Origin of the sequence: Paractinoplanes ferrugineus, from assembly GCF_016862195.1 — a bacterium.
In the GTDB taxonomy this organism is placed as follows: Bacteria; Actinomycetota; Actinomycetes; order Mycobacteriales; family Micromonosporaceae; genus Actinoplanes; species Actinoplanes ferrugineus.
Genome location: NZ_BOMM01000016.1, coordinates 264,891 through 283,291, shown reverse-complemented (window position 1 = coordinate 283,291; position 18,401 = coordinate 264,891). Strand labels below are relative to the sequence as shown.

General features: G+C 73.0%; 21 protein-coding genes. 13 read left to right on the top strand and 8 right to left on the bottom strand.

Features of this window, described 5'->3' with window-relative positions; all coding sequences use genetic code 11:
* Positions 1–12 precede the first annotated feature (12 nt).
* Entirely contained in the window at positions 13–909 is an 897-nt protein-coding gene (locus Afe05nite_RS12115) for a LysR substrate-binding domain-containing protein (protein WP_203817112.1), read from the top strand.
* On the opposite strand, the gene wrbA is transcribed toward Afe05nite_RS12115, so the two are convergent.
* Entirely contained in the window at positions 881–1,486 is a 606-nt protein-coding gene (wrbA, locus tag Afe05nite_RS12110; RefSeq protein WP_203817111.1) for an NAD(P)H:quinone oxidoreductase, read from the bottom strand. The genes Afe05nite_RS12115 and wrbA overlap by 29 nt on opposite strands.
* A gap of 145 nt (positions 1,487–1,631) precedes the next feature.
* On the opposite strand from wrbA, the gene Afe05nite_RS12105 reads away from it, so the two are divergent.
* From Afe05nite_RS12105 to Afe05nite_RS12090, 4 genes are all read left to right on the top strand, one after another.
* Positions 1,632–2,903 (top strand): vWA domain-containing protein, encoded by a 1,272-nt coding sequence (locus Afe05nite_RS12105; RefSeq protein ID WP_203817110.1) that lies wholly within the window; start codon positions 1,632–1,634, stop codon positions 2,901–2,903.
* A 47-nt stretch (positions 2,904–2,950) separates the two neighbouring features.
* Positions 2,951–3,940, top strand: coding sequence for an SDR family oxidoreductase (locus Afe05nite_RS12100; RefSeq protein WP_239117752.1), 990 nt, complete (start codon positions 2,951–2,953; stop codon positions 3,938–3,940).
* A 66-nt stretch (positions 3,941–4,006) separates the two neighbouring features.
* Positions 4,007–4,252, top strand: coding sequence for a hypothetical protein (locus Afe05nite_RS12095; protein ID WP_203817108.1), 246 nt, complete (start codon positions 4,007–4,009; stop codon positions 4,250–4,252).
* A 1-nt stretch (position 4,253) separates the two neighbouring features.
* Positions 4,254–4,985 carry an STAS domain-containing protein gene (locus Afe05nite_RS12090; RefSeq protein ID WP_203817107.1) on the top strand — a complete coding sequence of 244 codons (732 nt, stop codon included), beginning with the start codon at positions 4,254–4,256 and terminating at the stop codon, positions 4,983–4,985.
* Positions 4,986–5,005: 20 nt separating this feature from the next.
* Here the strand turns inward: Afe05nite_RS12090 and Afe05nite_RS12085 are convergent, their stop codons facing one another.
* The gene (locus tag Afe05nite_RS12085) at positions 5,006–6,124 is read right to left on the bottom strand and encodes a SigB/SigF/SigG family RNA polymerase sigma factor (protein ID WP_239117751.1); all 1,119 of its coding nucleotides are present in this window, start codon (positions 6,122–6,124) and stop codon (positions 5,006–5,008) included.
* A 320-nt stretch (positions 6,125–6,444) separates the two neighbouring features.
* Here Afe05nite_RS12085 and Afe05nite_RS12080 point away from each other — a divergent pair, with 320 nt between their 5' ends.
* Positions 6,445–7,212, top strand: a complete 768-nt coding sequence (locus Afe05nite_RS12080; RefSeq protein WP_203817106.1) for a maleylpyruvate isomerase family mycothiol-dependent enzyme — start codon at positions 6,445–6,447, stop codon at positions 7,210–7,212.
* Between the two features lie 38 nt (positions 7,213–7,250).
* Here the strand turns inward: Afe05nite_RS12080 and Afe05nite_RS12075 are convergent, their stop codons facing one another.
* Positions 7,251–7,472 carry a hypothetical protein gene (locus Afe05nite_RS12075; protein WP_203817105.1) on the bottom strand — a complete coding sequence of 74 codons (222 nt, stop codon included), beginning with the start codon at positions 7,470–7,472 and terminating at the stop codon, positions 7,251–7,253.
* A 47-nt stretch (positions 7,473–7,519) separates the two neighbouring features.
* Positions 7,520–7,987, bottom strand: a complete 468-nt coding sequence (locus tag Afe05nite_RS12070; protein ID WP_203817104.1) for an OsmC family protein — start codon at positions 7,985–7,987, stop codon at positions 7,520–7,522.
* 138 nt (positions 7,988–8,125) lie between these two features.
* Between Afe05nite_RS12070 and Afe05nite_RS12065 the strand changes: the two genes are divergently transcribed.
* The 5 genes from Afe05nite_RS12065 to Afe05nite_RS12045 all read left to right on the top strand — a co-directional run bounded on the left by Afe05nite_RS12065 (position 8,126) and on the right by Afe05nite_RS12045 (position 11,953).
* Positions 8,126–8,575, top strand: a complete 450-nt coding sequence (locus Afe05nite_RS12065; RefSeq protein ID WP_203817103.1) for a hypothetical protein — start codon at positions 8,126–8,128, stop codon at positions 8,573–8,575.
* A gap of 175 nt (positions 8,576–8,750) precedes the next feature.
* A complete protein-coding gene (locus Afe05nite_RS12060; RefSeq protein WP_239117750.1) occupies positions 8,751–9,251 on the top strand; it encodes an RNA polymerase sigma factor in 501 nt (166 codons plus the stop codon).
* On the top strand, positions 9,248–9,760 hold the full coding sequence (locus tag Afe05nite_RS12055; protein ID WP_203817101.1) for a hypothetical protein: 513 nt from the start codon (positions 9,248–9,250) through the stop codon (positions 9,758–9,760). The genes Afe05nite_RS12060 and Afe05nite_RS12055 overlap by 4 nt, the downstream gene beginning before the upstream one ends.
* A 192-nt stretch (positions 9,761–9,952) precedes the next feature.
* Positions 9,953–10,891 carry a TIGR03557 family F420-dependent LLM class oxidoreductase gene (locus Afe05nite_RS12050; RefSeq protein WP_203817100.1) on the top strand — a complete coding sequence of 313 codons (939 nt, stop codon included), beginning with the start codon at positions 9,953–9,955 and terminating at the stop codon, positions 10,889–10,891.
* 504 nt (positions 10,892–11,395) lie between these two features.
* Complete coding sequence (locus tag Afe05nite_RS12045) at positions 11,396–11,953, top strand: DUF6328 family protein (RefSeq protein ID WP_203817099.1); 558 nt, start codon at positions 11,396–11,398, stop codon at positions 11,951–11,953.
* Here Afe05nite_RS12045 and Afe05nite_RS12040 read toward each other — a convergent pair.
* The 3 genes from Afe05nite_RS12040 to Afe05nite_RS12030 are packed head-to-tail and all read right to left on the bottom strand — an operon-like array spanning position 11,898 to position 14,223.
* Positions 11,898–12,344: an SRPBCC family protein gene (locus Afe05nite_RS12040; protein ID WP_307835631.1), complete on the bottom strand. Its 447-nt coding sequence runs from the start codon at positions 12,342–12,344 to the stop codon at positions 11,898–11,900. The two genes, Afe05nite_RS12045 and Afe05nite_RS12040, sit on opposite strands and share 56 nt — an antisense overlap.
* A 47-nt stretch (positions 12,345–12,391) precedes the next feature.
* On the bottom strand, positions 12,392–13,231 hold the full coding sequence (locus Afe05nite_RS12035; RefSeq protein WP_307835630.1) for a Rieske (2Fe-2S) protein: 840 nt from the start codon (positions 13,229–13,231) through the stop codon (positions 12,392–12,394).
* Positions 13,231–14,223, bottom strand: a complete 993-nt coding sequence (locus Afe05nite_RS12030) for a LysR family transcriptional regulator (RefSeq protein WP_203817096.1) — start codon at positions 14,221–14,223, stop codon at positions 13,231–13,233. The genes Afe05nite_RS12035 and Afe05nite_RS12030 overlap by 1 nt, the downstream gene beginning before the upstream one ends.
* Positions 14,224–14,320: 97 nt before the next feature.
* Here Afe05nite_RS12030 and Afe05nite_RS12025 point away from each other — a divergent pair, with 97 nt between their 5' ends.
* Positions 14,321–15,679: an LLM class flavin-dependent oxidoreductase gene (locus Afe05nite_RS12025; RefSeq protein ID WP_203817095.1), complete on the top strand. Its 1,359-nt coding sequence runs from the start codon at positions 14,321–14,323 to the stop codon at positions 15,677–15,679.
* 58 nt (positions 15,680–15,737) lie between these two features.
* Positions 15,738–17,159, top strand: a complete 1,422-nt coding sequence (locus Afe05nite_RS12020) for a purine-cytosine permease family protein (protein ID WP_239117749.1) — start codon at positions 15,738–15,740, stop codon at positions 17,157–17,159.
* Here the strand turns inward: Afe05nite_RS12020 and codA are convergent.
* Positions 17,131–18,369 (bottom strand): cytosine deaminase, encoded by a 1,239-nt coding sequence (codA, locus tag Afe05nite_RS12015; RefSeq protein WP_203817093.1) that lies wholly within the window; start codon positions 18,367–18,369, stop codon positions 17,131–17,133. The genes Afe05nite_RS12020 and codA overlap by 29 nt on opposite strands.
* Positions 18,370–18,401 lie beyond the last annotated feature (32 nt).

Genomic DNA, 18,401 nt, shown 5'->3' with positions numbered 1-18,401 from the left:
TAACGTACGCCTATGGAACTGCGCCACCTGCGCGCCTTCGCGACCCTCGCCGCCGAGCAGCACTTCGGCCGGGCGGCGGCCCGCCTGCACATCGCCCAGCCGGCCCTGTCGCAGCAGATCAAGCAGTTGGAGCGGGAGCTCGGAGTCGGCCTGGTGACCCGGACGACCCGGCGGGTGGACCTGACCGAGGCGGGCCGGCGCTTCGCCGAGCACGCGTGCTCGGTCCTCGGTGCGGCCGACCGGGCGGTGGCCGACATGGCCCAGGTGGCCGCGGGCGAGGCGGGCCGGGTGTCGGTGGGTTTCCTCGGCACCGCGACGTACGACCTGCTCCCGCTGGCCGCGCGGGAGATCCGCGAGGAGTTCCCGGGCATCCGGCTGGAGTTGCACGGTGAGCTGCTCAGCCCGGCCCTGCGCGGGGGCCTGCTCGACGGCACGTACGACCTGGTGGTGCTGCGCCCGGACGGCCTGAGCGACCCCGGGCTGCGCCAGGAGCACCTGCGCGACGAGCGGCTGGTCGCGGTGCTGCCGGACCGGCATCCGCTCGCCGCCCGGCCCGAGATCGACCTGGCCGAGCTGGCCGCCGAACCGTTCGTCACGCATTTCTCCGGCCACCGCTCGTCGATGCACGAGCACGTCCTGACGGCCTGCGCGCAAGCCGGGTTCCGGCCCCGGGAGATCGTCGAGGTCGGCGAGACCGCCACCCTCGTGGTGTTCGTGGCGGCCGGTCTGGGCGTCGCCCTGGTGCCCGAGCCGGTGCGCAGCCTGGCCCTGGCGGGCGTGGCCTACGTGGCGCTGACCGGCGGCGCCACCGTCGAGCTGACGCTGGCGACCCGGGCCGGCGAGACTTCCCCCGCCGTACACCGGGTCGCCCGGCTGATCGCTAAGCGGTCAGCTTCCCGGCGATCTTGACCACCCGCTGGGTCAGATGGTCCAGGGCCGCGTACTCGGCGTCGCCGAGCGGCGCGTCGTTGCTCCCGCCGGTGACGTGCGAGACACCGTAGGGGTTGCCGTCGACGAACTTCAGCGGGTCGGTGTAGCCCGGCGCCGCCACGATGCCGCCGAAGTGGTGGATCGTGTTGTAGAGCGCCAGCAGCGTCGACTCCTGGCCGCCGTGCGCGGTCTGCGACGCGGTGAACCCGGCGTAGACCTTGTCGGCGAGTTGGCCCTGCGCCCACTGCGGCCCGAGGGTGTCGAGGAACTGCTTGAGCTGACTGGCCACGTTGCCGTAGCGGGTGGGCGAGCCGAACAGCACCGCGTCGGCCCACACCACGTCGTCGGCGGCGGCCTTGGGCTCGTTCTTGGTGGCGTCGAAGTGCTGACTCCACGCCGCGTTGGACGCGATGGCCTCGGCCGGCGCCAGTTCGGCCACCTGGCGCAGCCGCACCTCGGCTCCGGCCTTCTCGCCGGCCTCCGCGGCCCGGTTGGCCATCGCGTGCAGGGTGCCGGTGGACGAGTAATAGATGACGGCGAGCTTGACCTGTGCCATCGAGTTTCTCCTTTCGTACCTCCGTAATCTTGAATGGCTACCCGGCCCTTCCGGGGCGGAAACGGGGAACCCGCTGTTAACAGAACGTCGCTATGCTCAGGGCGCTGTTCCGTCGGGGGACGGACGTCGGCGAGGGAGACAACTGGTGCGTCGCATCGGACGGTTGGTCACCGTCGCGGTGGTCATCGCGGGAGTCCTGTCCGGCGGCGGCGCTGCCGCGGCCGGTTCCGGCACGCCCTCGATCGATGAGGTGTATGCCCAGGTCGGCGCGGAGGTCGACCGGGCCACCGCCGACGTGGTGGTGCTCGTCGACACGTCCGCGGACATGGGCCGGGCCGAATACGACCAGGTGCGGCGGAGCCTCACCGGCTATTTCGCCGGACTCGCCCCGGTCGATCAGGTCACACTCATCCCGTTCGCCGCGACCGCGGCCCCCGCGGTCACGCAGCGTGTCGGCAATACGCCGGATCAGTTCGTGAACCTGTTGCCCGCGGCCCCCGGCCCGGGCAAGGCCGACGTCGGCGTGGCCCTCGACCGCGCCCTCACGACCCTGGGCCGGCCGAACGCTCCCGGGCTGGCCACCGTGCTGCTGCTGACCGCCGGGCCGGGCACGGCCGACTGGCGCGCGCTGCGCAGTCGGGCCCGCACCCTGCGGCAGGGCATCTCGGCGTACGAGGTCATGCTCGACGGAGCGATCGCGGCGCCGCAGCTGAGCAAGGTCTGGCCGCGCGCCACCGTGCTGCCCGCCACCTCGGCCGCCGAACTGCCGGCCGCCCTGGAGCAGGCCCGCACCGCGGCCCGCCAGATCAAGGCCCGCAACCTGCTGGCCGGTGACGTGGCGAAGCCGCTCGTCGTCACCTGGCCGCTCTACGGCGGCATCCCGAACGGCACCTCGGTCACCGAGGTCGAGGTCCGGTCCACGTCGAAGTTCGTGCCGCTGACCGTCCACGATGTGGTCATCGACTCGGACAACCCGGCGGTGACGGTGAGCGTCCCGCCCGGTCCCTACCTGGTGCCCCCGGGCGAGAAGCTCTACCTGCCGGTCACCGCCCGCTGGAACGCCGGGCCGCTGCGCGCCTGGCCGTTCTACACCGTCGACGGCCTGACCACGCTCGAGCTGTTCGCCAAGGTCAGCTCGCCGTGGGAGCGGGTGCTCGACGAGGAGCTCGGCGTGACCCTCCAGACGAGCATGCCCTACCAGCCGATCGACCGTGACCTGTCGGCCCAGCGGGGCAGCTACTGGTGGTGGCTGTCGGCGATCGTGCTGCTCGCCGTCCTGATCGAGCTGGTCGTCTGGTGGTGGCGCCACCCGCCGGACAAGCGCCGGCGCAGCCGCCTGGTCACCGTGGCCGGCACCTCCTTCACCTGGCAGGAGGACGACAAGGAACAGCCGTTGTCGCATGCGGGTTCGGTCTGACACCCGGCGGGTACTCCGGCCCTCAGATGTCCGTCGAGGGAGGAAACATGGCAGTCGTGGTGGTCACCGGAGCCAGCGGTGGAGTGGGCCGGGCGGTCGCCCGCCGCTTCGGTGCGCGCGGCGACCGGGTCGCGCTGCTGGCGCGCGGCGAGAAAGGCCTGGACGCGGCGGCCGGGGAGATCGAGGGGTCGTTGCCGATCCCCACCGACGTGGCCCACTTCGACGAGGTGGAGGCCGCGGCGGCCAAGGTGGAGGGTGCGCTCGGCCCGATCGACATCTGGGTCAACACGGCGTTCTCCTCGGTGTTCGCCCCGTTCGGCGAGATCACGCCGGACGAGTTCCGCCGGGTCACCGAGGTGAGCTATCTCGGTTACGTGTACGGCACGAGGGCCGCCCTGACCCGGATGAAGTCCCGGGACCGCGGCACCATTGTGCAGGTCGGCAGCGCCCTGGCCTACCGCGGCATCCCGCTGCAGACCGCTTACTGCGGGGCCAAGCACGCCATCCAGGGCTTCAACGAGGCCCTGCGCTGCGAGCTGTTGCACGACAAGAGCGGGGTACGCACCACCATGGTGCAGCTGCCCGCGGTCAACACCCCGCAGTTCTCCTGGCTGCGGTCCCGGCTGAACCGGCACGCGCAGCCGGTCGCCCCGATCTACCAGCCCGAGGTGGCCGCCCGGGCCATCGTGTACGCCGCCGACCACCCGCGCCGCCGGGAGTACTGGGTGGGCGGCTCGACCGCCGGCACCCTGGCGGCCAACGCGATCGCCCCCGGCCTGCTCGACCGTTACCTGGCCCGGACCGGTGTGGACGGTCAGCAGACGGCCCAGCCGCACGATCCGTCCGATCCGGGCAACCTGTGGAAGCCGGCCGACGGCGAGCAGGGCCACGACTTCGGCGCCCACGGCGAGTTCGACGACCAGGCCAAGTCCCGCAGCCTGCAGGTCTGGGCGTCGCAGCACCACGGTGTGCTGGCGGCGGCGGGCGGGCTGGCCGCGGCGGTCGCGGCCGGCCTGATCACCCGGCGACGGGTGTAGTCCGGTGCCCGGGGCATCCGGGTGGCAATACCCGCGCCCCGAGGTGCTGACCCCGCTGATCGCGGGGTGCGGGTCTGGAACCGCGAGGCGGAGAACCTGTGGGGCCCGCGGTCGGCCGAGGCGGTCGGTCGGCACCTGCTCGACCTCGACGTCGGGCTGCCGGTCGACCGGCGGGGCCGGCAGATCGCCGGGCGGGTCGCGGGCAGCCTGCTGGCCGGCAGTCCCGAGCCGACGGGTGCCATCATCGTGATGGAGGCGGGTGAGTTTGCCTCCGGCCGGAAGGGGAATCCGACCGGCTCGACGGAGGTGTGACGTGGGTTCGAGACCGCTGGGCTGGACGACGGAACTTGTTGCCGGGACTGCCCTGGTCGCGGTGCACGGCCGCCTCGACGTGGCGGGCACGCCGTTGATGCACGCGGTGCTGCTCAAGTGCCTGGCCGAACAGCCGGACGCGCTGCTGATCGACCTGTCCGAGCTTGAGCTGGTCGACCCGATGGCCCTCTCGGTGGTCACCGCGGTGGCCCGGCAGGCGGCCCGGTGGCCGGGCACCCCGCTGCTGCTGTGTGGCCCCACCCCGGAGGTGAACGCCCTGGTGGAGCGCGGCCGTTACGGCCGTATCCCGGTGCACGCGAGCGTCGACCAGGCCCGGCGGGCGGTGGCCGACGGCCGGGTCGTCGTCGCCACGCTGGGCGATGAGCTGCTGCCGATCTCCGGAGCGGTACGGCACGCCCGTGATCTGGCCACCGAGGCCTGCGCCTCGTGGGATCTGACACATCTGATCGGGCCGGCCAGCCTCGTCGTGAGCGAGCTGGTGTCCAACGCGGCCGAGCACGCCGGCACCATGATCACCGTCAGTTTCGCCCGGCGCGCGCGCCACCTGCACATCGCCGTCCGGGACGGCTCCGACCGGCCGCCGGTCAAGAGCGACTCGCCCGGCCTGGACCTGCGGGGCCGAGGGCTGGTGCTGGTCGACACCGTCGCCCAGCACTGGGGATGGCTGCCGTCGCGGGACGGCAAGGTGGTCTGGGCGACGCTTGCGGCCTGACCGGCTGCTGCCCGATCCGGCTACTGCTCGATCAGGTCCTTGAGGCCCGACGCGACGGCGATCTGCGCGGCGTACGGCTGCAGGCCGGCCACCCGCACCTCGATGTCACGGACCCGGGCCGCCTCGCGCAGCGCGACCAGCACGCCGATGCCCGCCGCGTCCAGCAGCGGCACCGCCGCCAGGTCCAGCACCATCCGGCTCATCCGGCCGCCGTCGCGCAGCGCGCCCATCAGCTCGTCGCGGAGATGACCGGCGTTGTCCCGGTCGATCTCACCGGTCACCCGGCAGCCGATCAGGTCGCCCCGGTAGGTGGTGGCCAGGGTCAGCCGGTGGTCGGTCTCGTCGATCCCGGCCCAGGCCGGCGGCGTGTCGGTGAGCATCGCCTGGCGCAGCCAGCTCAGCGCCCGCGCCATCAGCCGGGACACGTGCATCTGCGAGACGCCCAGTTCCCGGGCGATCTCGACCTGGCTGAGGTTGCCGTAGAAGCGCAGGCCCAGGATGCGGCGCTCGCGCTCGGGCAGGCGGCAGATCAGCCGTTCCACGCTCGTCCGGTCGTCGACCAGGTCGAGGTCGGGGTCGGGGGCACCGAGCAGGTCACCCACCTCGACGCCGTCGTACCCGTCGGCCTCGGCGTTCAGCGAGCCGGGAGCGTAGGCGGCGCCGGACAGGTGGGCCTCGGCCACCTCGGCCACCTCGATGCCGAGCCGCTCGGCGATCTCCTCGTCGGTCGGGCGGCGGGACAGCTCGTTGGTGAGCACGGCTCGCGTCTGGCCCACCTCGAGGCTCAGGTTCTGCATCCGGCGGGGGACGTGCACACCCCAGCCGTGGTTGCGGAAGTGCCTCTTGATCTCGCCGGTGATGGTCACGATCGCGTACGCCGTGAACGAGCCCCGCTCCGGGTCGAAGCGATTCACCGACTTGACCAGGCCCAGCCGCGCCACCTGCTCGAGGTCCTCGGGCGATTCGCCGCGGCCCCGGTAGCGGCGGGACAGGCGCCGGGCGAACGGCAGCGCCGCCCCGACGAACTCGGAGCGCAGCCGCTCGCGGGTCGGATCGTCGGCGTCCGTGCAGGCGCGCGCGTAGTCGCCCGCGACGCGGTCCAGATCTTCGAGCGGCTCGATTCCCCTGGTGCCTGTCATAGCCGTGCCCCTTTGTCCCGAGCCTTCACCTGAAGTCTCGTGCAAGCACCCCTTGCCCCGCAGGCGGGGCGACAAACAACTCCACCATTCGCACTTATGGGTGCGGTTCGCCGTGTAACGACACTGCTACGGAGGGTGCCCTACCGGCCCGTACCCGAAGCCCTGTCCGCTGCCGCGACGCGGATGCGCGGCGCCGCCCGGGGCCCCGCCGAAGACCGCGTTGATCTTCACCGGGCCCGATCTGCCCCACCGGACGCGGCCGGACCAGGGACGCCATAATCGGGTGCCCTCGGTGCGGCCCGAGGTGATAGAAAGCGCGGGTGCAGAATACCCTCGAGTTCCCCGGCCTGCTGCTGTTGATCGACGACCGGTCGGCCGCGTTCCGCGCCACGGTCGCCGCCGCGCCCAGCTTCGACGCGCCGGTGCCCAGCTGTCCCGGGTGGACGCTCGCCGACCTGGTGCGGCACCTCGGCCGGGGCCGCCGCAAGGCCGCCGCCATCGTCGCCGCCGGTCCCGCCGACGCGCCGCCGACCGACCTCGGCCCGGAACCGCCCGAGGACCGCGCGGCCCTGCTGGCCTGGCTCGACGAGTCCGTCGAACTGCTCGCCCGGACGCTGCGCGAGGCCGGCCCCGACCGCGCCTGCTGGACGTGGTGGGGCGACTCGCAGTCGCCGTCGACCTCCGGCGGCGTGGCCCGGCACCAGGTGCAGGAGGTCGCGGTGCACACCTACGACGCGCAGCTCGCCCTGGGTGCGCCGCAGCCGTTGCCGGCCGTGGTCGCCCTCGACGGTGTCGAGGAGTTCCAGTTCACCTGTTGCGCGACCACGACGGCCTGGCCGCACGACCCCGCCGTGGTGGACTACCACGTCGTCGACGGCCCGACCTGGCGCCTGCGGCTCGGCGGCGACGGCGCCCGGGTCACCCGGCTCGACCCGGCCGCCGCCCCCGCCGAGGTCGACGCCTCCGCCTCGGGCACCGCGAGCGAACTGGTCCTGGCCTTCTACGGCCGCGTCCCGCTGGAGTCCCTCAAGGTCGAGGGCGACCGCCGCGTCTTCGACCAGCTCATCGAGTGGGACCCGTCGGCCTGACCCGAGCCACGCCCGGCCGCTCCGGCTTCGGCTTCGGCTCAGAATCCGAGGCCGTCGAGGGTCCGCAGGATCGCGTCGGCGGGGCCGCGCCGCGATTGCGGGCTGCCGTCGCCGGCCGGGGCGGCCCCGGCGAGCAACGCGACCGCCTCCGCGGCCTTCTCGGCGACGTCTGGCCGGCCCGCCTCGGTGGCGGCGTCCCGCAGGTGGACGGCGAGCGCGGTGAGTCGTGCGGTCGGTGAACCCTCGTCCGGCGGCGCCATGACGTCGAGGTTAGGCCCGTCGCGCCATCCGGGCGTCCGTCGCCCGGCTAAGCCCCGGTCGGCTGGATCCCGGCCGGTTGATGCCCCGGCCCGAGGCGGGTGTCGACCGGGGTGCCGAGCTCGACCGTGCGGGAGACGGTGCAGAGCCGGTCGTGCGACATCTCGGCCGCGCGGGGCAGGACCTTGCGGGCGGCGTCGCCCGCCGCGCCCTCCGGGAACGTGACGCTCAGCTCGATCGCCAGGTCGGCCAGCCGGTTGCCGCCGGCCGCGTCCCGCACCTTGTGGCCGGTGACGTGCACGACGAAGCTCTCCGGCTCCGCCCGCTTGCTGGTGATGTAGTCGACGTCGGCGCCGGTGCAGCCGCCGAGCGCCGCGAGCAGCAGCTCGACCGGGGTGAAGTCGGCGCCGTCCCCGACCCCGACGCTCATCGTCCCGCCGCGGGCATTGCGCACCTCGTAGCGGCCGAGGCCGGTGCGCTTCAAGGTCACCGAACGCAGGGTGTCGTCGTCCGCCATACCGTCGAACCTAGCCCGGTTAAGCTGATCGTGGCCATCGCGAGCGTGTCGCGCGTCACAGTCGAGCCGCCAACCTTTTCCGGGCCGGCGCGTCCCTCCGGACGACAGTGCACCCGACTGACAGTGCTGGAGCTTGAGATGCGCAGATCCACCCCGGCCCTCGCGATCGCCGCCGGAGCGGTCGCCGTCGTCGCCATCGGCGGGGTGTCCGCCGCCGCGGCCTTCGCCGACGGTGCGACTCCCCCGCGGGCCTCGACCCCCGCGCCGACCTCGTCCGCCTCGAAGCCGGCCGCGACCGCCGCCCCGACGTCCTCGCTGCCGGGGCACACCACCGTCCCGGGCCCGACATCCTCCGTCCCGGCCCGGACCGCCGCGCCGGTTCCGTCCGCGTCCACCACCCCGCGGACTGCGCGGCCCGCGCCGACGCGGTCCGCGACGGTTCCGTCGGCTCCCGCGCCGGCGCTGACCGCCGCCCCGGCGCCGACCGCCTCGACCCGGGCGCAGGCCCCCGCACCGGCCCCGACGGCCTCGACCCGGCCGCGGACCGCCGCACCGCATCTGTCCGCCGCCACGACGGCGGGCCGCTGAGCCGATCCCGCCCACCGCGCCGAGAGCCGGTTCCTGAGATCTCGTGCCCCGGCCGCCCAGGCGGCCGGCGCACGGCCCGTCCCGACCCACCCCCGCGAGGCCCTTTGTGATCTTCGTGCTGCCGATGCCCACGTCGTTGCTGCGCCGGGGGAGAGGGGCCGCCCCGGGGCCCGTCGTGACGACGACGGCCGCGGCGCCCGCGCTCGACGAGCTCTACCGGGAGCGCCGCCTGCCGCTGGTCCGGCTGGCCGTGCTCATGGTCGACGACCTGCCGACCGCGGAGGATCTCGTCCAGGACGTCTTCACCCGGCTCTACCGCCGGCACGGCAACGCCCTGGACGCCCTCGCCGACCCGGACGCCTACCTGGTGTCGGCCGTGCTGAACGCGGCCCGGTCGGCGCTGCGCCGGCGCCGGATCGCGCGGGCCTACCGGCCGCCGCGCGCGGACCCGGCACCGGCCGCCGAGGACGAGGCACTGCCCGGGACGGCGGACCGGGAGGTGATCCGGGCGCTGGGCCGGCTCACCTCCCGGCAACGCCAGGTGATCGTCCTGCGCTACTGGTCCGGTCTGTCCGAGCGGGAGATCGCCGGCACGCTGCGGATCACCGCCGGGACCGTCAAGTCGACCGCGCACCGCGCCCTGACGCTGCTCCGCGCCCAGCTGGGGGAGAAATGACCGAGACCGATCTGGAACGGCGCCTGCGCGGGGCCCTGTCCGCCCAGGCCGCCACCGTCACCCGCCAGGACCTGCGGCCGGAGCCGGCGCCCCGGCGCCCCGACCCGGCCCGCTGGTGGCTGCCGCTGACCGCCGGCCTCGCCGCCGCGGCGGTGTCGATCACGGCGTTCGTCCTGCTCCGCCCGGCGGACCCGGCGCCCGTCCCGCCGGCCGCCCCGATCTCCTCGGCCCCACCGGCCCCACCGGTCCCGTCCGCCCCGTCCGCCCCGTCCGCCCCGACCGCCTCGCCGGCCACGTCACCGTCTGCCTCGTCCTCGGCGGCTCCCTCGGCGGCCTCGACCGCGCGGCAGCCGAGCTCCCGGCCGGGTGCCGCGCCGCTGACGAGTTCCCCGCAGTCGGCCGAGCCCACCTCGACCTCGCTCACCGGAACCGCACCGGCCGTCTCCCCGCCCGCACCGGCGCGCTCGTCGACCGCCGAGCCGACCCCGACCGCCTCGCGGCCGGCCTGACCCGCGCACCACGGCGTCACCGGCCCGCGCCGGACGGCGTCACCCGGCCGCGCCGGACGGCGTCACCCGGCCGCGCCGGACGGCGTCACCCGGCCGCCCCGGACGGGGGAGCCCGACCACGCCGGACGGGGGCCCGGCGAGAATCCGGCCGCCGAGACGGCTACCGCGGCCCGCGTGGGGTATTCGGCGCCCATGCGAATCGGCTATTTTCTCTCCAGCGAGGAGTACACCCCCGCGGAGCTGCTGGAACAGGCGAAACTGGCGCAGGATGCCGGGTTCAAGGGTCTCTGGATCTCCGACCACTATCACCCGTGGAACGACGAGCAGGGGCAGAGCTCGTTCGTGTGGTCGCTGATCGGCGCGCTCAGCCAGGTCGTCACCATCCCGGTCACCACCGCCGTCACCTGCCCGATCATGCGGATCCACCCGGCCGTGGTGGCGCAGGCGGCGGCGAGCAGCGCGGTGCTGCACGACGGCCGGTTCGTGCTCGGGGTCGGCACCGGTGAGGCCCTCAACGAGCACATCCTCGGCGACCGCTGGCCGTTCGCCGACGAGCGTCTGGAGATGCTCGAGGAGTCCGTCGAGGTGATGCGCGAGCTGTGGCAGGGTGGCTTCGTCAACCACCACGGCAAGCACTACACCGTGGATCAGGCCCAGGTCTACACTCTCCCGCCGACCCCGCCCAAGGTGTACGTTTCCGCGTTCGGCCCGAAGGCGATCGAGGTGGCCGCCCGCATCGGCGACGGCTACATCTCGACGTCCCCGGACGGTGAACTTCTCCGGAAGTGGCGCGACCTCGGCGGCGGTGACAAGCCGGCCCAGGGTGGCTTCAAGGGCTGCTACGCCTCGTCCGAGGACGAGGGTGTGCGGATCGCGCACCGGTTGTGGGCGAACGCCGGGGTGCCGGGCGAACTGTCCCAGGTGCTGCCCTCGCCGAAGCACTTCGAGCAGGCGTCGCAGCTGGTCACCCCGGACATGATCAGGAAGTCGATGCCGTGCGGGCCGGATCCGGCGGGGCATCGGGAGCAGCTGAAGGCGTACGAGGAAGCCGGTTTCGACGAGGTCTACGTGGCCGGCATCGGGCCGAACTACCGCGAGCTGATCGACCTCTACCGGCGCGAGTTCCTCTGAGCGGGCCCGGTTTGCCGCCTCGGATACCGGGCATCCGGCGGCTTCCCTGAGCGCCGGTGCGGCGCGTCGACTCGGCTACGTCGCAGCAAGTTGACCGGCCCGGGGCCGACCCGGCGCCGCCGCGGCCGCGGTTTCGCCTATCCCGACGGGGCCGCGGTCGAGCACTGCGGCACGGTGGAGGACGGTGCGGTGGGTGCCGTCCTGACCGAGTTGCGCCGGCGCCGGCGCGACGCCGACCGGCTCTTCGCCTACCGGGACCGGCACCCGGCAGGGGGTCGACTTCCGCACCCGGCACGGCACCGTCGAGACGGCGCGGGCGCTCGGGCGGCCGGTGGCCCGGTCGTCCTACGTGGATCCCCGGGTGCTGGACCGGTTCGCCGCCGGGGAGATCGCCGAGCCGCCGGCCGAACCGGAGGTACGCGAACTCCTGTAACCGGACGCGGCGCCCCCGGCCGTACCCCGCAAGTAGTTTGATGATCTTCTAATCGGGAAGCATGGAGCGCCATGACGGCTGAGAAGAGGCGCCTCGGGAACGAGGACGAGAAGAAACGCTGGGACCGCAATTTCGCCGACCTGCTGCAGGAGCTGCGGGTCGCGCAGACCGGCATCCAGATCCTCTTCGCGTTCCTGCTGACCCTGCCGTTCAGCAACGGCTTCCCGCAGACCACGCAGTTCCAGAAGGACGTGTACATCGTGGCGCTGCTGTCCGCGGCCGCGTCCACCGCGATGATCATCTCGCCGGTCGCGTTCCACCGGGCGCTGTTCCGGCAGGGCCGCAAACCGGAACTGGTCCGCTACGCCCACCGGATGGCCACCGGTGGGCTCGCATTCCTGCTGGTCGCCATGGTGTCGAGCGTCTTCCTGGTCATCGACTTCATGCAGAGCCGCGGGATCGCGCTGCTCCTCGGAGCGGTGACCGGGGTGGTGTTCCTGACGTTCTGGGCGGCGATCCCGTGGTACCGGCACAACTGGATCGACGAGGACGCCGTGGAGGAGGACGAGCAGGTCAGCGACGGGGAGCCGGCACGCGGGAGTTCTCCGCGAGATCGGCGAGCCGACTGAGCGCCTCGGTGTTGCGGCCGTGCAGCAACAGGTCGTTGACCTTGTTGCGCATGGCCTGCAACGGGCCGGCGTCGAACTCCTCGCTCATCGTCACCCGGGTCGCCCCCGGCCCGGCCGGCTCCAGCCGGATGTCGACGGTCGCCTCACCCAGCGGCCACAGCCCGGCCTTGAGCTTGAGGTGCCGGTCCGGGGTCATCTCCAGCACCGTCGACGAGTCCTTCAGCGAGAGCGGCCAGGGCCCGGCCTTGTGATGCAGGCGGGTCCCGACGGCCGGCCAGCCCGGGTCGACGTCACGGATGTGCGCCGTGCCGACCACCCAGTCGCTGTAGGTCCATGCGTCCGACAGCACCGCGAAGACCTGCTCCACCGGCGCGTTTATCGTTCTGTTCACGGTAGCCACCCAGGGCGAGTACCCGGGCTGCCGCCGATCATGCGGACTCAGGGCTGCCGGACCTCGACGTTGCCGGCCCGTACCCGGCACGGCAGCGTGGGCTGGTCGCCGGCCGCCGGACCGTGCCGCACGACGCCGTCCCGCAGCCGGAACGTGCTGCCGTGCCAGGGGCAGACGATGCAGGCGTCGCGCCCCTCGCCGATCACCTCGCCGTCGCCGAGCGGTGCGGTCTCGTGGCCACAGCGCTCGATCATCGCCGACACCTCGTCGCCGTCGCGGTAGAACAGCACGGCCACGTCGCCGACCGTGCGCACGGCGGGCTTCCGGTCGGGCAACGAGGCCAGCGAGCCGGCCACGGTCCATTCCTCCGGAATGCGGACGATCTCCGGCGCCGCCTGATTGGTTCCGGAGCTTTGCGCGTACGCGAGATGGCCGCCGAGATAGGCACCCAGCCCCGCCACCGACAGCCCGGCGAAACCGAGGGTCCGGCCCCGGGCCTGGTTGCCGCGCAGCCGCTCCACCAGCGACGTCACATAGAGACCGACGGCGACCGCGTTGGCCGCGGCGTGCACGATCCCCACCCGTCGCCGGTCCTTGGTCATCTGCGCCCAGTCGACCCAGCCGGCCGCCACCGCCGGAACCGCCCCGGCCACCCCGACCGCGACGAGCGTGGTCGCCGCCCGCCGGGTGCCGGGCATCAGATCGAGGATCGCGGAGCTCACGAACGACCCGACCGGCACCTGGACCAGCACCGGGTGCAGGGCGTGCCCGATCTTGGTGCCGTGCAGCAGGTCCCGCAGGCCGCGCGGGACCGGCAACCCGTTGACCACCGCCTGGATCCTGTCACTGACCGGGTCGAGGGAACGGGCCGTTTCCAGCCGGTGCATCAGACGCATGCTCGCCGCGTTCCCCGCCCTGCGGGCTCGAAACGTCCCGACCGCGCGCGGTCTCCGGCGGGGACGGGACGCGGGGCGGTGGTCAGCAGCGCGCGCAGGGCCTCGGCCGCGCTGTCGGCGAGCTCGGCCGGGAGGCCGGCCCGCGGCTGGACGGACAGGGCCAGCGGGCGGGCCGGCGGCAGATCGTCGCGCGCGACCAGGCCGTCGATCTCCTCGAGTCCGGCCATCAGGGCCACGCCGAGGCCGGCTCGCACCGCCGCCTGCACGCCGGCCAGGTGGGCGGCCTCGCAGCCCAGTTCGGCGGGCAGTCCGTGTTCGGCGAGCGTGTCGAGGGCCCGGCTGCGCAGCGCGCACGGGGCGTCGAAGGCGACCAGGGGCACCGGGCCGTCGCCGGTGGGCCGGCGCCAGTGCGGCGCCGAGTACCAGGTCAGTGGCAGCTCCCCGACGCCGAGCCCGCTGCCCCCGAGCCCGCCGCCCCCGGCCTTGTCGCCCGGCTCGAGACCGCCCCCGCGGCCGGGGCCGGCGGTGCGGTGGCCGGTGCTCTCGGTGCTGATCAGCAGGGCCAGGTCGACGCGGCCCTCGGCCAGGGCGGTGCGCAGCTGGGCGCCGCGGTCGATGCGGAAGCGCACGCGGCGGCCGGGGAACGCCCCGGCCAGCGCCGGGAGCAGCCGGGAGGCGGCGTGTTCGGTGGTGCCGACGACCAGGTGGCGCTCGGGTTCGACGTCGAAGGCGAGCAGCGTCTCGTCGTGCGCGGCGAGGATGCGGCGGGCCCGGGTGAGCAGGGTCTCGCCGGCGGTGGTGAACCGGGATCCGCGTCCGTCGCGTTCGACCAGGGCCCGGCCGAGGGTGGATTCGAGGCGGCGGACGTGCTGGCTCACCGCGCCCTGGGTGAGGTGCAGAGCGGTGGCCGCGCGCTGGAAGCCGCCGCAGTCCGCGACCGCGACGAAGCTGCGCAGGGTGGCGATGCCCAGAATCCGACTCATGCCTATCAGTCTACTAGGAATTGATGAGCCTGCGTAATGGCTGTCATCACGTTCTCTCCTTGGACATCGCGGCCGGAGCGAGCCGAGACTCGTAGGCATGGCAGCTCGCAGAGAACTCGTGCTCGGCGCCGTCCTCTACGGCGTGGGCGGTCCCGGTCAGCACCACACCTGGCTCAGCCCGGAGATCCCGGGGGACGCGAGCGTCGACATCCGCTGGTACATCGCCCGCGCCCAGCAGGCCGAGGCCGCGAAGTTCGACCACCTGTTCATCGTCGACAGCCAGTTCATCACCCCGGACTCGCCGAACCACTACCTGAACCGGCTCGAGCCGCTCACCCTGCTGTCGGCGGTGGCCGTGCACACCACCCACATCGGGCTCGTCGGCACGCTCACCACCTCGTACAACGATCCGTTCAACCTGGCCCGGCGGCTCGCCTCGCTCGACCTGATAAGCGGCGGCCGGGCGGGATGGAACGTGGTCGCCACCGGCGACGGCGGGACGGCGGGCAACTACGGACGCGCGGAGCACTACGACTACGCGGCGCGGTACGGCCGGGCGCTGGAGAGCGTCCGGGTCGTGCAGGGGCTGTGGGACTCGTACGAGGACGACGCGTTCCCCCGCGACAAGGAGCGCGGCGTCTTCTTCGACCGGACCAAGCAGCACCCGCTCAACCACGTCGGCGAGCACTTCCGGGTGGTGGGGCCGCTGAACATCGAACGCTCGCCGCAGGGGCAGCCGGTCATCTTCCAGGCCGGCGACTCGACCGAGGGCCGCGACCTCGGCGCCACCGTCGGCGACGCGATCTTCACGCACGCGCAGACGATCGAGCAGGCGGTGGCGTTCCGCGACGACATCCGGGCGCGGGCGGCCGCGCTGGGGCGGGACCCGGACCTCGTCCTCGTCGTGCCCGGTTTCACCCCGATCGTCGCGGACACCGATGAGCAGGCCCGGGCGACGGAGCGCGAGCTGGTCGGGGGCAAGAGCTTCGAGCGCGCGCTCAAGGAACTCGGCCGGCCGTTCGGATGGCACGACTTCTCGGTGTACGACCTGGACGCGCCGTTCCCGGACCTCGGCGAGGCCGGTGACCGCAGCTTCAGGACGCAGGCCGAGGCGATCAAACGGCTGGCCCGGACGCGGAACCTCACCCTGCGGCAGGTCGTCGAGCACAGCATCGACGCGCACCGCTCGCCGTTCGTCGGCTCGGCGCGGACCGTGGCGGACGAGATCCAGCGGTGGTTCGAGGCGGGCGCGTTCGACGGCATCAACGTGGGGGTGGGGGTGCCGAGCGAGTTCGCCCGGTTCACCGACGAGGTGCTGCCGATCCTGCGGGAGCGCGGCCTCGCCCGCACCGAGTACGACTCGACCACCCTGCGCGGCAACCTCGGCCTGCCGGTCCCGGAGAACGTGCACACGGCCGCCCGGAAAGTGCCGGTGGCCGCAACAGCCACGAAATGAACGGGGCGTCTACTCCAGGTCATCGATCGAGGCCGGAGGCAGCGCCATGACAGCGACGGTGGAGACAACAGAGGCCGAGGTTCGCGAGGGTAGTTACGGGGCCCGGGTCACGGCGGTCGAGCCGGGCGGGGCCGGCTTCATCCCGCTCACCGAGCGGCACGGCCGGCCGCTCCATCTGTTCTGGACGTGGATGTCGCCCAACCTCGAGTTCGCGACCGTCTTCGTGGGCGTCATCTCGGTGCTCTACTTCCAGCAGACGTTCGGCCAGGCGGTGGCGGCGATCGTGCTGGGCACGGCCCTCGGCGCGGCGACCCACGGGCTCCTGTCGGCGCGGGGCCCGGCCATGGGCGTACCCCAGATGGTCCTGTCCCGGATCGGTTTCGGTTATCGCGGCAACATCCTCCCGGCCGGGCTCAACGCGGTGGTCGCGGGCATCGGCTGGTTCGCCGTCAACAGCGTGAGCGGCGCCCTCGCGCTGGCCACGCTGACCGACCTGCCGAACGTGTTGTGCCTGGTCATCGTGGTGGTCGCGCAGGTCGTGATCGCGTTCTTCGGGCACAACCTGGTGCAGGCGTTCGAGCGGTACGCGTTCCCGATCCTCGCCGTCATCTTCCTGATCACCTCGATCATCACGCTCAGCAAGGCGTCGCCGTCGGCGGTCGCCGGCGGCCCCGGCGGTCTCGGCGGCTTCCTGCTCACGGTCGGGGCCTCCTTCGGGTACGCGGCGGGCTGGAACCCGTACGCCACCGACTACACCCGGTACCTCCCCCCGTCGACCAGCCGGGTCTCCACCGGTCTCTTCGCCGGCCTGGGCGTCTTCGTGTCGTGCGCGTTCCTCGAGATCGTCGGCGCCGCGTCGGCCACGATCGCCGCCCCGGGCATCGCGAACCCCACCGAGGCGTTCACGAGTCACCTCCCGTCGGTGGTCGCCGACCTGACCCTTCTCGCCATCGCGCTCGGTGCGGTCAGCGCCAACGCGATAAACATCTACTCCGGCTCCATGTCGTTCCTGGCGCTCGGCTTCTCCGTCCCGCTGGGCCTGCGGCGGGCCATCGTGTCCGGCGTCTTCGGCGTGCTCGGCTTCCTGCTCGCCTGGTCGGGCCTGAGCGACGCGGGCCACAAGTACGAGAGCTTCCTGCTGATCATCGCCTACTGGATCGGCCCGTGGCTGGCGGTCTACCTGACCGACTGGTACCTGCGCCGTGGCCGGCGGGTCGACGGTCTGCTCTACGACAAGGCGCACAATCCCTGGGCCGGCCCGATCGCGATGGCCGTCGGCATGGTCCTGTCGATCTGGCTGTTCTCCAACCAGAGCGAGTACGTCGGGCCGGTGCCGGCGCACTTCCCGTCGTTCGGCGACTTCACCTTCGAGGTCGGGTTCGTCGTCACCGCCCTGCTCTACGCGCTCCTGTTCGGTCTGCGGCGGGACCGCCGTACCGAGGAGGCCGCCGTCATCGGAGGAAGTCCACTTCCTCGGTGACGCCGTCCCACGTGACGGTGGTGTGGGCGGGTGCGGTCTCGGCGACCACCCGGCCCGCCCGCATCACCAGATAGCGCGGCCGTTGCAACCGCAGGGCCTCGGCCTCGCCGATCGCGTCGAAGACGACCAGGTCGGCCGGTCCGCCCACCTCGAGGCCGTAATCGGTGACGCCCAGCGCGGCGGCCGGCGCCACCGTGATCATGTCGACAAGCGTGCGCAACTCGTCGGCACCGCTCATCTGCCCGAGGTGGGCCAGCACGAACGCGGCCTGCAGCGGGTCGCCGGAGCCGAGCGGGTACCACGGGTCCATCACCGAGTCGTGCCCGATCGCCACGTTGACCCCGGCCGCGAGCAGTTCCTTGACCCGGGTGTGCCCGCGCCGGATCGGCCCGGTGTCGAAGCGTCCCTGGAGCACCGCGTTGTCGAGCGGGTTGGTGACCATGTGCAGCCCCGCCCGCGCGACGTTGGTGATCAGCCGGGACGCGTACGCCGCGTTGTAGGAATGCATGGCGGTGGTGTGGCTGGCGGTGACCCGGCCGCTCATCCCGCGCCGGATGGTCTCGGCCACCATCGTCTCCAGGAAGCGCGAGTGCTCGTCGTCGGTCTCGTCGCAGTGCACGTCGACCCGCAGGCCGTGCTCCTGGGCGAGCGCCATCGCGAACCGCACCGACGCCACGCCGTCCTCCCGGGTCAGCTCGTAGTGCGGGATCGCGCCGATGACGTCGGCGCCCAGCTCGACCGCCTTGCGCATGAGCTCGGGGCCACCGTCGAACGACTGGATGCCCTGCTGCGGGAACGCGACCAGCTGCAGATCGACGACGCCGCGCGCCTCCTCCCGGAGCTCCACCAGCGCCCGCAGCGCCGTGAGCGCGGGATCGCAGACGTCGACGTGGCTGCGCACGTGCTGGACCCCGTGCGCGAGCTGCCAGCGCAGCACCCGGCGGACCCGCTCCTTGACGTCCTCGACGGTCAGATCGCGCACCCGATCGGCCCAGATCGCGATGCCCTCGAACAGCGACCCCGACATGTTCGGCCGCGGCTGCCCCACGGTCAGCACCGCGTCGAGGTGGATGTGCGGCTCGACCAGCGGCGGCGTGACGAGCCGCCCGCCGAGGTCGCGGGTGACGACGGCGGGCCCCGGCGGCACGATCCGGCCGTCCGACACGCCGATGTCCCCGCGGGAGGTGTTGGTGAGCAGCAGATCGATCATCGGGCCAGTAAACAGGCCGCGCGTTACGAACT